This is a genomic window from Paraglaciecola sp. 2405UD69-4 (assembly GCF_047525415.1).
Lineage (GTDB): Bacteria > Pseudomonadota > Gammaproteobacteria > Enterobacterales > Alteromonadaceae > Paraglaciecola.
The window spans coordinates 435,772-449,089 of record NZ_JBLIXM010000001.1; the positions used below are offsets into that span (position 1 = coordinate 435,772).

The window sequence follows — 13,318 nt, forward strand, 5'->3', positions numbered from 1 at the left end:
ATTTAGGTTTTGTAAAAGGTTATAATTCAATAATAAGTAGCAAATATAAGAGTTTACAGATGCAACAAGAGTTACGAATTGAGGATATGGTAATAGGTACCGGAAAGACCGCAGAGCGAGGCGCACTGATAACCGCCCATTACAGAGGTTGGTTAGAAGATGGTACCGAGTTCGACTCTTCTTTTAAAAAAGGAGCTCCTTTTCAAACTGTGCTTAGCAATAAGCGAGTTATTCAAGGTTGGATTTTAGGGCTAAAAGACATGAAGGTTGGTGGCAAGCGTAAACTTTGGGTTCCAGCAAGTTTAGCTTACGGTGAGCGTAAAATAGGAACTATGATACCGCCAAATGCTAATTTGATATTTGAAATAGAGTTACTAGAGATTTTGACTCGAGATTAATTAAGAAATATAAAAAGCCAAGAAGCGAAATACGAGGTTTTTTTGTCCGCTTCTTGGAGTAAAACTATTGAAATTAGTTACTTAGATTAATTCTATTCCTGCCTTCTTCTTTGGCTCTGTATAAAGCCGTGTCGGCTGCGCAAATAAGTGCTTCTGGAGTACGATATTGTCCATCATGCTCACAAGATATTCCTTGGCTGACACTTACTCTAAAAGTAGTAGGTAAATGTAAATCCGCAAAGTTAATAATGCCAATTTGCCGTTGAATATCTTTAGCCACTGCTTTTGCGTCTTCTAAGTGCATGTGCGGCATAATAACCGCAAATTCTTCCCCCCCATATCGGGCTGCTAAACTTTCATTTGAGGGTAAGCAACTTTCAATCACTTTCGCTATTCTTTGCAAACACTTATCCCCGTTAACATGGCCAAACTGGTCGTTAAATTGTTTAAAGTAATCCACATCGATTAAGATCAAGCTGATTGGTTGGCTGTTGATTATGCTTTCGTGCCAACTTTTATTTAAGGTTTTCTCTAAGTTGAAACGATTGGCTAAACCGGTTAGATGATCTGTACTGGCTTGTCTGCGTAACTCACTATATTCGGTTTTGTGTTTTGTTAGGTTATGCACCACTCCTATAAACATAGGGCTACCATCAGTCAGTGATTCAGGTAAACATGATATTGATAAATCCACTTCTAACCATGTCCCGTCGGTACGGGTTAATAGTACTTCTTTGGGGCCATGGGAGAGGGCAGGCTTTTTGTTATCTTTCCAATTTAGGAAAATGTATTCATATTGTTCACGATAGCGGTCATGCAGAAAATTGAACCAGCGTTGACCCACAAGAGACTCTTGCGAGCCACCAAAAAATTTAGCGGCCATCGGATTAATTATCTCGATTACTCCATCACCATTAACAACAAAAATACCTTCGGCGATGATATTTATCATGTTTACTAAGGCGTCCATTTTTTCATTAGAGAGTGGAATTGAAAACTTATCGACTATGGAGCACATCTCTGTGTTTGGAGTGTTCAGTTGCCTAATTTTCTTAGAGTGAGACATATGTATACCGTATGTTTAATAATGGTGTGCGATAGATGTCAAATACTTTAATGAAAAAGGTTGGTGTGAACCTTCTGGTAACCTTCTGATTTTAACTTATTGAATTAATTGGTTTTATTGGGTTTCTGCAGTGTCGTGTTTTTATGTTAAAAAAGACTTAAGCGTTACTATGTAACTAATTTGGGGGCTTTAAAAAGTGCTAGGGTTAAATATCTAATCGGTTTGGTGGTGGGTTTATAGCAGTTGCTTACCAATGAGCTAGTGAGTCATTTGTTGAAGAGCCAGTTTCTTGTCACAATGTGGCGACAGAGAATCTAAATTATTCCATGTTAGTAGACAATAAAACGCCGGCGCTTAAGTGCCAACGTTTACGCTTGATTATTGATACCTTGATCTATCAATAGCTTTGCCCCCACAGAAACTAGAGCTTTTTAGTCTCTACCTCGGTTAATTATTTGAGGATCTGGACTTGCGTAAGTATTCTGGTGGCTGTCTTGCACCACAAGCTGAACTCCTATGGTCTCTTCATCGACATCAGTATCACTTAATGTCAGTGTTTGTTTATCTGGGGTTATACTTGGATTAATATCTTTAGGAGCATCAACGGGTACATAAGAGATTAATGGCTCTAAAAATAACAAGTTAGGGTTACAAGTGCTACTTAAAGTAAATACCACGTCTGTCGATACTGTAACCTGGTACGGCCCTACTGGGTCATAACTAAAGGTTACTACTCCTTCTTTAATGGTAACTGTTACACTAACGTTTATAGGTGAGCTGCTCATTCGTTTTCCTTCTTATTAAGGGACAGTAAAATTGAAGTTTGTGATACCCATACGTTGCAAATTGCCTTGCTCAGTGTTTATTTTACTTAGCTGTCCGATGCAACTATGAGCTTGTACAAAGGGTAAAAGGTAATTTGGATGATTGGTTTTGGAAACCATGGGAGCCAAGCGCTCAATAACCTTTTGACAGGCATTGTGTGTACTTTTGATGTTATTTTTGTAGCTGAAATTTTTAGCTTTTAACATCTCCAACTCCGCTAAAAACCGCCCACGTTTTTGGTTTACGGTTTCTATATTTTCAGTAATTAAAAATTGTGAGTTTGTTAAACTAATATATCTATCACTTTCACTCCATTGATGACTTACTTGTAAATAGCGAATGATTTTAACGAGTAATTCTAGTGAAATAGCTTTATCACTTAAAATCTCGTTCGTTAAGTTTTCATGGTCTGACAACCCTTTATTCACGTATAAACCTAGTTTGGTTCTAAGAAATTTTTCCATTGGTTCAATGAATAATAAGTCATCACGCCAGTACTCATTGCTTTGGTCCTGCTCTAGTAATGCCTGGATTAATTGTTTGGCCACTAACAAATTTGATAGGGAGTCATTATATTCTTGTCTTATTTCAAATATGGAAGCTAGCTTTTGATGGGACTGAACAAGTAGCTCCATTATTCTTGCATTGTTCGGTGAGGTTTGAAGTAACTTAGTTAGAATTCGCTGCCCTTGTTCTCTTGCTTCTAATGATTCAGATAACTTACCAAAATGTAACTCGGTTTCAGCCAACCATGAAAAAGTATCGGCAATATCAATTGATATATAACTACTTTCAGGGTTTTGAGCCAGAGCTCTCTCTTTTAATTTTAGTGAGGATGTAAACGCTTCTTTAGCATAATTATATTTTTGTAACTTCAGATATAAAGAGCCTAAGGTGTTTTGCGCGTATGACAACTCCACCCATCCATCCACGTTATTCGGCTCCAATTCATTCATCTGGGTACTATAATCCCGATACAACTCGAACAAAGGCTGTGCCCTATCGTAGTCACTTTGGTCATAAGCTAACTGACCCAACCAAAAGGCATTTGCGCCTAAGGTTTTTAGCAGCTCTAAATTATTGGAATTAAGTTGATAAAGTTTATTCAATATTAATTTAGCTGCCGAAAATGCTTTTGCAGCTTCTTCATTTTTACCCCGAGAATAAGCTACTTCGCCCATCGCTCCTAAGGTCTGAGCGTGCTGAAATTGAGCTTTAAAATTATGTTCACTATCAGCTAAAGAAAAAAGCCCACCACTGTCATAACTATCATTTTGCTGACTAAAATACTCTAGCGCTTTATTACTGATCCCATCCAGCAAATCCATGCGTTTTACACTGCGCAATTTGTCTGCAAATTCCCCCACCATAAAACCTAAAAGGCTCTCTGCTTCAAGGCGTTTTTGTTGGGCTAGAGCTTCGGCTTGCTGGCTTTTTACACTCATAAATATGGCGGTAAAGGTCAATAAACAAAGCAGAATTGTAATAGAGCGGTTTAACCAACGTTTGGTTGTGATTTTTTGCTGTGATGCTTTGATTAGGTCTAGTTCATCATAATCTAGCGTAAACATTGGCATTGCTCGTAAACTGATGGCTTCTTCTAAGGGTTTACCTTTAGGCAATAAATAAGCAGCACTCTTGCCTTCATTAACCCAGCGTTTGGTTAATTGTTGCAGGCGGCCTTTTATGGTTAAGCTGTCTTTGTGTTGATTTATCCATTCGTTTGCACGGGGCCATCTTCTTAATAGGGCTTCATGGGCTAAACTAAAACAGGGTTCACCATTTTGTAAATGGGATACAAATAAGCGGCTGTCTACCATAGCTTCGATAAAAGCGGTTTGACTAGGCTCGGTTAACTCAGCCCAGCGAGCAGCCCTGCTGGTGATGGTTTCTCCATCCGGGCTTAAGGTGATGAGGCGCGATAGTACAGTGGCTAAATGTGGTTGATGTTCACTTGGTAATTGTTGGTAAACTTCTTCTGCTTTTTTACCTATAGCCCCCTCAATTCCGCCAAGGGCTTTATATACATCAATTTGAAGTTCATTTGCGCTACTGCGTTGTAAGTACAGTTCTTGAAGCGTGTATTGCAACATAGGCAAAGCGTCTGGGTTATTGGCAGCTTCGTCACACAGTATTTGGTCAAGTGGAATGGCTGTATCTTTGTCTATTGACCAAGTTAAGTTGGCAGCGACCGCAGGCAGGCGGATCATTTGCATCAACTCTGCACGGCTGGGGGCTAGTAAGTCAAAATGTCCGCCATCTCCTTTATTGGCCATTAAGCTTGGATGGTTAACCACTAACGGGTAAAAATCATTACGACATGCGCTGATAACTATGATTGCCCCACTGACAGTGAGGGCTTCAATTAAGTTAAGGAATCCTTGGCGTTCGTTATTGCTAAATATGGGCGAAGATAAGAGTACTTCTAAGCGATCAATAAATAGCAAAAATTGCGACGTGCCATATCCATTTTTAGCTCCTTGTAAGGCTTTGACGCATTGCTGTATGGATGCAGCGATATTATTTTGTAATTGCTCTGCTAGCTTTTCTGCACTCATGCCATCGAAAACGGGCTGGTCATTTACATCCCAGTCAAGCATGGCTGATGCTAAATCAATAAAAAGTCGTTCTTGGCTAATATCGGCAAAATCGATACTGGTATGGGATACCACCCCTATACCATTGTAACCATACTGACTGATTAACCTTGGTAATAAGCCCGCATTAACTAAAGAAGATTTACCCGTACCGCTTGGGCCTAAAATTAAGGTAAACGCATGTTTAGCCGTTACCTGATTTGAAATGACTTCTAGTAAAGTCGCTATTTGTTCATTTCGGCCAAAAAAGACTTGAGCATCTTTTGCTGAAAATGGCACTAAACCGGGGAATGGAGAAGCATCATGCCAACTTGATGTTTCTGCTTTTAATTCTTCATCTAATGGAAAGTCTAGCTGGGCAATAATGTGGTAACCACGTTTACGAATGGTTTCAATATAGGTTGGGTCACTGGCTTTGTCGCCCAAAGCTTTTCGAAGTTGCGTTACGGCTTTATGGACTGGGTTATCGCCAATATCTACGCCGCCCCAACATTGTGTGGCGATTTCATCGGCACTTAATACGTGACCTTGCTGGCTGCATAAAAGTAACAATACATCCATGGCTTTTGGCTCAAGCTGCTTAGTTTGCTCGCCCCGTTGCAAAGTGTTGGTGCTAGGGTTTACTTGCCAATCTTGCAAAAAGAAAAGGTCTTGGCCTTTTTTTAACACGCTCTACTCCACTTAATATCAACAGCCAAAGCATGTTGTAAAACAGGTATGTTTAAATTCATTGGGGGTTAGATGTTGGATTAATCAACAATATTTCTAAACATGTATACAGCGAATATAACTGATTGTGGTGGTGTTATCATCCTTGGAGGTAAAACTTATAAGCTTTGAAATGTTATAAAGTATTTGTCGCTAATAGATTGAGTTATAAAGAAAATTGGCGAATGGGAGTTCGCCAATTTTGATTTAGTCAGGGCTTACTAGAAGAAGCCTAGAGGATCAGTGTCGTAGCTTACCAATAGGTTTTTTGTTTGCTGATAGTTGCTAATGGCTAACTTGTGGGTTTCCCGTCCAATGCCTGATTTTTTGTACCCTCCAAATGCAGCATGTGCTGGATAGGCGTGATAACAGTTAGTCCAAATACGTCCCGCTTGAATTTCACGACCTAGCTTATAAGCACGGTTCATGTCACGGGTCCATAATCCCGCTCCTAGCCCAAACATGCTATCGTTGGCTATAGCGATGGCTTCTGCCTCATCTTTAAAGGTGGTTACACCGACAACCGGGCCAAAGATTTCTTCTTGGAATACCCGCATAGTGTTTTTACCTTCAAGCAAAGTGGGTTGCACATAGTAACCTTTGTTGTAAGGCCCAGATAAATTGGCAGGGCCACCACCTGTTAATACTTTTGCACCTTCTTTGCGGCCTACTTCTATATAGCCTAGTATTTTTTCATATTGTTCATTCGATACTTGAGCACCCACTTGTGTCTCTGTGTCTAGTGGGTTACCGCGGACAATGCTATTGGTTCGCTCAACTACAAGCTCCATAAAAGAATCGTAAATGTCTTCTTGAATCAAAGCCCGAGACGGACAAGTACAAACCTCACCTTGGTTGAAAAATGCCAGTACTAATCCTTCCACACACTTACTTAAATAATTGTCTTCAAAATTCATGATATCGTTGAAGTACAGGTTTGGAGATTTACCGCCAAGCTCTACTGTAGAAGGAATAATGTTATCAGCTGCACATTTTAAAATGTGGATCCCTACAGGGGTTGAGCCTGTAAATGCTATTTTGGCAATACGGTCACTGGTTGCTAAAGCGCTGCCTGCTTCAATGCCATAGCCATTGACAATATTCAGCACCCCAGGTGGTAATAAATCTGCAATTAACTCAGTCAACACTAATATAGAGGCAGGGGTTTGTTCTGCTGGTTTTAATACCACGCAATTACCTGTTACCAGTGCTGGGCCTAGTTTCCAGGCGGCCATGAGAATAGGGAAGTTCCAAGGAATAATTTGCCCTACAACACCAAGGGGCTCGTTAATATGGTAAGACACAGTGTTAGCATCTATTTCACCTAGTGTGCCTTCTTCTGCTCGCATACAGCCAGCAAAATAACGAAAATGATCTGCAGCAAGAGGAATGTCTGCGTTTAATGTTTCGCGAATAGCTTTGCCGTTATCCCATGCTTCGGCAACCGCTAGTAACTCTAGATTTTGTTCAATGCGATCCGCTATTTTCAGTAAGATATTAGAACGCTCTGTAACAGAGGTTTTGCCCCAAGCCTGTTTAGCTGCATGGGCGGCATCTAATGCCAGATCAATGTCTTCTTTAGTTGAACGTGGGATTTCACAGAATTTTTCACCATCAATAGGGCTCCTGTTATCAAAGTACTGCCCCTTAACCGGTGGCACCCATTCTCCACCTATGAAGTTTTGATACTGATCTTTAAAGGTTACAAGTGAGCCGGCTGTGCCGGGATTAGCGTAAATCATAATGTTTCCTTAATTTATGTTAAAAAATATTTAAATTGTATCGCTTCAGTTGTTAATATAAATCAAGGTCATTGAGTAGTACTTGTCTGGGAGTACATATCACTTACCTGAAAATCCATGATTAATTTTGGGTGAAAACGCTATGAGTAACGATGCACTTGTCAGTAGAATTGGTTTAAATAAGCCTAAGCAATTAATAGAAAATAGGGTCAGCTTTGCAGGTCCTAATTCGGAGCTGAGTATTTACGACACTTACTTACCTGCAGAGAAAGTGTTGCTAAAATCCTCAGGCTTATTGTATTGCGGTATGATTCAGGGCAAAAAAGTGTTGCATGGGATGCACCCTCAGCAACAGACATTGCAGTCCCAAGAGTTTATCCCCCACCAATCTTTTGTTATGTCTGCTAACACCTCAGTTGCTATCGATTTTCCTGAGGCAAGTATGGAAAAGCCCACACGTTGTTTAACAATTGAAATTAGTCGAGAGCGTATAGCCTATTTAGCCCAGCGCTTAGATGCTCAGTTAGGGGCTCCAATAGCATTAGATAGTTGGCAGCAGTTATCTGATACCCATTTACATACCCAGCACTCCCAGGGTACTCAAATGCTTTTAGAGCGTTTATTTAACAGCTTTGTAGAAAACGAAAATGAGAGAAATATTGTTATCGACTTTGGTGTCTCTGAGCTGGTGGCGAGAATACTTAAGCATCAAGCTCGAGGTTTAGTATTAGAAAACTCCTTGGAATATTCCGATAACAGTGGCTTGCAAGCCGCAGTACATTACATAAAGACTCATTTAAGTGAGCATTTAGATATTGAACACTTGTGTAAAATGGCATGTATGAGTCGCAGTCGCTTTTATCAAAGCTTTAAACAGAAATTAGGGTGTACTCCTTTAGCGTTACAGCAGCAGCTACGAATAGACAATGCCGCAGAACGGCTAAAGGCTGGGGAGTCTGTGAGTCAGGTATGTTTTTCGTTGGGTTATGCTAATTTGAGTCACTTCAACCGCCGTTTTCAGGCTCAATTTAATATGCCTCCTTCCTTGTTTTGTAAACAAGATATTTCCCACTAAATTAGTGAATTTTGTTTACCATTTTTAGCATGCGTGTGTTCTTGGGTTACAATCTAGAGCCATTACGTAGCTTATAAAACTTAGCTAGTTGAGGGTAAGTTACATAACCTTTGCAGCTATCGTAAAAGCTATCAAAAATCTCATTAGCTTGTTCAACGTTTCCTAATTCAGTCCACGTTAGAAGTTCCCTTAATTTAGCTTCTGGGTCCGTTGCGTGTTCAGCAATTGGAGTAAAATCTTTGATAAATTTTCGCTTAGAACTCTCATCTAAGGGTTTTCCTGTTACTTGATGTAGCCGAAGGTTCGAGTAGAATATATGAACTTGAATGTTGTTGTCGTTTTCTCCATGTAATCTGTAGTTTTCAGCAGCCAGTATAGCTTTTTGAAAAGCGCCTTTAGCCTCTGCTATTTTGCCCTGCGCATACAAAGAATCTCCTAAATTAATCCACTCCATATAAAGCCCGCTGCTTCCATCCATCATTATTCTGTTAAGGCTTGCTTGTTGATATTTTGCTGCATCATCATAATTTCTCAATGAGTAGCTAATCACTCCTAAAAGATGGTCAGTATAAGCGCTTGGGTCAGAGATGATTTCCAATCGTTTATAGCTTGATTCAGCATTCTTTAAATCTCCTTTACAAAAATAAAGAGTTCCAAGGTTTGCTAGGCTTGCATATGTTTCTTTAATTTCCAGGCTAAGGTTGAGAGATGCAATGGCTTTATCAGGCTCTCCTTTGTAATATTGGATTCGGGATTTAACTAGGTAAACTTTCCAAAAATTAGGCTGATGTTTTTCAGCCTCTGATATTTGGCTTAGCGCAAGTTCGAAGTATGAGTGGTCTTTTGTTTGTTGAAATTTATTCAGGTACGACTCAGCTAACCCAAGCCTAGCATCGATATAGTTTGGATATTCTGCTATGGCTTCTAGATAACGTTTAATTGCTTCATCTGTTTGGCCCAGTTTTCTGTACACTTGGCCATAAGCGAATTTCAATTCAGGTAACGATGGATCAAGGATATTTGCTCGGTCACACTCATTCATTGCATCTTCAAGTATTTCTTTGTTTTGGTTAACAATGCTTTGTCTTACTAACAAATCGCATTCTAGTGCCTTTGCTTTGGCAGATTGTGGACTTATTCTTAATACTCTGTGTAAAGAATCGTTGGCAAGCTGAATGGTATGAGTGATGTTCGAACCATCTAAGTGTGCCAAAGTATCTAAGTAAAAAGGTAACGCTTCTTTTGTAAGCATGGTTTCAAGGGGTAAAGCTTTGTGCTGAAGCCTAGCTTCAATACCTAGTTCGACTAAAAGAGAAAATTTGCTTATATTCTGAGCAGTGGGTACTAAATCTAGGCCCACAAAAGAAGCTACAAGCTCCCTACTAGAAGAGCTAGCCAGATAGACGAGTAAACCTTTATGACGTTCTTTTTCGATAACCTCTCCAACTAGCGTAAAATCCACCCCTAATTTATCAACTTGTTGCCATGTAGGGTCATTACTCACAAGAGCACTAGATGCTGCAGTTGCCATTTTAAAGCGTTTACTTAAATATGCTCTAAGCTCTTCAGTAAAGGGAGCAATGCTAGGATTAGGTGAGTCGATCACGGCAAAACTTAAGTCATTTAGGTTTGGGGATGGCGACTCTTTTGTAGTTTCGCTGTGAAGCAAAAGATATAAAAGGGAAGCAATAATTAAAAAAAATAATGCCACTAATAGTATGCTTTTTTTCTGATGTTTTAATAATGGTTCAGCGGTATTCGAAGTTGGCTCAATATCGTTATCTGTGCTTGGAGTTACTTTGGTGTCATTGTTTGATTTGTATAAGGTGTAGGCCTCGACGTTAAGGGCCCTAGCAATTCTTTGAATGGAGCCATGTGATACAGACTTTTCTCGAAAAACTCGGTTTACTAAGTCTTTAGGCGCAGCCTCTAAATTTTCAATATCGGCAATATGTTCTGCTAAAGCGGCTTGAGTGTTGAACCCAGAGTCTGTTAGAGCTTTTTCGAGCTTTTGTCGCGATGCTTTAATCCCTCTTTTTCTCTTTACTGTCTTGGCTTCGCTAGACATATTTACACCTTTTTGTTGTTCTTATATTTTTTGAAAAAAATAATATATAAAAAGTTAAATTTGCTTCCAAATTGCAGTTCAAAGTTACCTCAATATTCCATTTTTGTCGATTATTTATTCAATTCAAAAGCTGTTTAATGACCAGAGATAATACGATTATTTGACACATGTTCATTCGAAGTAATCTGAAAATAGTAAATCATAAATATCGTTAAGTAGCGTTAACTCTCTATCTGAAACTCTAAAATGAGATGAAATTATGTGCTTCAAGTGGAATTGTAATTGAGCAATATAATTTCTTTGTCAGCTTGGTTCTGGTGTGGTCCGTAGCCCTTTTTTAGGGTTTTAACGTGATGAGCAAACTCTCAAAGGTTTTTGAACTAAAAGCGAGTTTATTGGAGATAGAGGAACGTCATGAAATATTCGATAACTGAATTTCTGTTAGAGAAAAGCTTACTTACACTTAAAATTTTAATTATTGGCTTTTTGGTCAGTGCATGCAGCAAAGGTCCAGATAATGATGACGATAGTGGTATTAATAGAGCGCCGTCTAGTGTGGCTGGAGTCGATCAAACTTTAACGTTAGGCGATACAATTAATTTAGATGGTAGCGGGTCTAGCGACCTTGATGGAGATACTTTAACGTATGAGTGGAGTATTACTGAGCAGCCACAAGGTGCAGTTGCAACCTTTAGTGACATTACTGGTGAAACTACGACTTTATCAGTAGACATGTCTGGCTCGTATACTATTGTTTTGACTGTAAGCGATAGCGAGCTATCTGATTCAGATAGTTTAACACTCACTATTGAGGAGATTGTTATTCCAAATACATCTCCTACAAGTAATGCAGGCAGTGACTTGCAAATAAGTCTTGGTGAGTCAATTACTTTAGATGGTAGTAGTTCTAGTGATTCTGACGGCGATGAACTCACCTATTTATGGGCTGCTTCAAGTATCCCAGATGGAGCAAGTGTAACATTTTCAGATTCTACCTCTGTTAACACCCTAGTTACTGTAGACCTTGTTGGTGAATATGAATTAAGTTTGACAGTTAGTGATGGCGTGGCCACCAGTGTCGATTACGTTTTGTTAACAGTTAATGCAGTAGACATACCAAATAATGCACCTGTATCTAACGCTGGTACTGATCAGGCTGTTGATTTTGGAGATACTATAACGCTCGATGGTTCGGCTTCAAGCGATCCTGATGGTGACACCATAACTTTTAATTGGTCCCTTTCTTCAATACCCAGTGGAGCACTCGCGACATTCAGTGATGCGACTTTATCAACCCCTGATTTAAACGTAGATAGTGCAGGAGTTTATGTTGCAAATTTAACTGTGAGTGATGGTGAGTTAACCTCGTCTTCTGAGGTAAGGGTTCAGGTTAACGCTGCAAATAATGACGCTCCAATTATTAATACCTTTGCCGCAACTCCTAATACTGGAGATAGCCAGACTCAAGTGATGTTCAATTGGGATATTAGCGATGCTAATGGTGATAGCTTAAATTGTGAGCTGGATGTTGATAATGACGGTTCTGCTGAATATACCTTTACTGATTGTTTAACCGCTATTTCTCAAAATCATACCTATGATGTAGGTGATAATTATACCGCAAAACTTACTGTATCTGATGGAGTAGGTGGCGAAGCATCAGAGGTAACAGGAATTAATATAAATAACCCTCCAGTTATCTCTGTGTTTAACGTTTCCTCGAATCCTGCACTGTTAAATAGTGAAGTCACTTTTAGTTGGGATGTAAGTGATATTGATGGTGATGACTTAGTTTGTTACCTAGATGTTGATGGTGACTTGACTAATGATATTACAATCGATGCTTGCGACACTACAACAACGCAAACTTATACCTATACGCAGGTGGGGGATTATTCGCCAATATTAACAGTGGAAGATGGCGATGCAGACCCAGTATTGCAATCGTTAACCTTATCTGTAGTCGATTCATACTTGCTTATGAATGTAACTTCTAAGGGGTATGCTGTAGCCGGAAAACAAATTCTGTATATCATTACGGTTGGTAACACATCTGCGATCCCTATTGATAATGTGGTGGTCTCATTGGTAGTGCCTGATGGATTGTCTTTTCATGACTCTGCTCATGTAGAACCAAACTCATCTAATTGCTTAAATGACAATTGTTCAGTCACTTCAACCTCAAATGTAAGTTGGAGTTTGGGCACTATGCTAGCTGGTGAAAGCCAGACAATTACAATAAATGGGAATCTTGACAATACTATGCTGGATGGCGAGACAGTTACCTTAGTCACGAGTATTTCAGGAACAGATATTGATATTGCTCATGTAGAAAAAACTATAACGATCAATAACGAGCCATCGGCCGAGTTAGCACTTAGTGCATCAACGGATGTAGTGATAGCAGGTGAAAGCTTCAGTTATGTGGTTGACCTAGGGAACATTGACTCAAGTAGTTTGGATGAGACTGAGTTGCGAGTTGAACTTCCAGCTGGAGTAACGGTAAGTAGTATAAGTGATGGAGGGGTTGAGGAAAGCGCAGGTGTAGTGGTGTGGACTGAAGGCTCAGTAGCTGTCAGTGAGTCTATTCGTCGTAGTGTTGAGGTAGTCGTTGGTGATGATTTAGCGCCTGGGTTTACGTTAGTAGCGAGTGTGGCACTAAGCCATGATGACGGTCTTGAAGTAGATAATAGTGCTGAACATGCAGTGAGCGTCACAGAAGATGCTTTACCGATACAGGTTGATATAGGCACCAGTGCGGATCCAGTAGTAAGTGATGGCCGTGTGCTTTATACAATTACGGTGGGGAATACATCAGCGCTACCAGTAGAAAATGTAG

The 13,318-nt window shown here is 39.7% G+C and carries 8 protein-coding genes; 3 read left to right on the forward strand and 5 right to left on the reverse strand.

The features are described from left to right. Positions 1 to 59 precede the first annotated feature (59 nt). Entirely contained in the window at positions 60 to 398 is a 339-nt protein-coding gene (locus ACMUMK_RS01975) for an FKBP-type peptidyl-prolyl cis-trans isomerase (RefSeq protein ID WP_414699449.1), read from the forward strand. Between the two features lie 73 nt (positions 399 to 471). Here the strand turns inward: ACMUMK_RS01975 and ACMUMK_RS01980 are convergent, their stop codons facing one another. From ACMUMK_RS01980 to ACMUMK_RS01995, 4 genes are all read right to left on the reverse strand, one after another. Beyond that, positions 472 to 1,464, reverse strand: a complete 993-nt coding sequence (locus tag ACMUMK_RS01980; protein WP_414699450.1) for a GGDEF domain-containing protein — start codon at positions 1,462 to 1,464, stop codon at positions 472 to 474. 431 nt (positions 1,465 to 1,895) lie between these two features. Beyond that, complete coding sequence (locus ACMUMK_RS01985) at positions 1,896 to 2,249, reverse strand: DP-EP family protein (RefSeq protein ID WP_414699451.1); 354 nt, start codon at positions 2,247 to 2,249, stop codon at positions 1,896 to 1,898. A gap of 15 nt (positions 2,250 to 2,264) precedes the next feature. Continuing rightward, positions 2,265 to 5,555: a winged helix-turn-helix domain-containing protein gene (locus ACMUMK_RS01990; protein ID WP_414699452.1), complete on the reverse strand. Its 3,291-nt coding sequence runs from the start codon at positions 5,553 to 5,555 to the stop codon at positions 2,265 to 2,267. A 260-nt stretch (positions 5,556 to 5,815) separates the two neighbouring features. Beyond that, entirely contained in the window at positions 5,816 to 7,336 is a 1,521-nt protein-coding gene (locus ACMUMK_RS01995; RefSeq protein WP_414699453.1) for an aldehyde dehydrogenase family protein, read from the reverse strand. A gap of 142 nt (positions 7,337 to 7,478) precedes the next feature. On the opposite strand from ACMUMK_RS01995, the gene ACMUMK_RS02000 reads away from it, so the two are divergent. Further along, positions 7,479 to 8,411: a helix-turn-helix domain-containing protein gene (locus ACMUMK_RS02000; protein ID WP_414699454.1), complete on the forward strand. Its 933-nt coding sequence runs from the start codon at positions 7,479 to 7,481 to the stop codon at positions 8,409 to 8,411. Between the two features lie 46 nt (positions 8,412 to 8,457). Here ACMUMK_RS02000 and ACMUMK_RS02005 read toward each other — a convergent pair whose 3' ends face one another. Next, complete coding sequence (locus tag ACMUMK_RS02005) at positions 8,458 to 10,479, reverse strand: tetratricopeptide repeat protein (protein WP_414699455.1); 2,022 nt, start codon at positions 10,477 to 10,479, stop codon at positions 8,458 to 8,460. A 414-nt stretch (positions 10,480 to 10,893) separates the two neighbouring features. Between ACMUMK_RS02005 and ACMUMK_RS02010 the strand changes: the two genes are divergently transcribed. Further along, a partial coding sequence (locus tag ACMUMK_RS02010) for a PKD domain-containing protein (protein WP_414699456.1) occupies positions 10,894 to 13,318 on the forward strand: 2,425 nt, incomplete at its 3' end.

Bases quoted from the DNA above. Each gene is read 5' to 3' on its own strand.
- ACMUMK_RS01975 (WP_414699449.1), top strand. From the start codon at position 60: ATGCAACAAGAGTTACGAATTGAGGATATGGTAATAGGTACCGGAAAG.
- ACMUMK_RS01980 (WP_414699450.1), bottom strand. From the start codon at position 1,464: ATGTCTCACTCTAAGAAAATTAGGCAACTGAACACTCCAAACACAGAG.
- ACMUMK_RS01985 (WP_414699451.1), bottom strand. From the start codon at position 2,249: ATGAGCAGCTCACCTATAAACGTTAGTGTAACAGTTACCATTAAAGAA.
- ACMUMK_RS01995 (WP_414699453.1), bottom strand. From the start codon at position 7,336: ATGATTTACGCTAATCCCGGCACAGCCGGCTCACTTGTAACCTTTAAA.
- ACMUMK_RS02000 (WP_414699454.1), top strand. From the start codon at position 7,479: ATGAGTAACGATGCACTTGTCAGTAGAATTGGTTTAAATAAGCCTAAG.
- ACMUMK_RS02005 (WP_414699455.1), bottom strand. From the start codon at position 10,479: ATGTCTAGCGAAGCCAAGACAGTAAAGAGAAAAAGAGGGATTAAAGCA.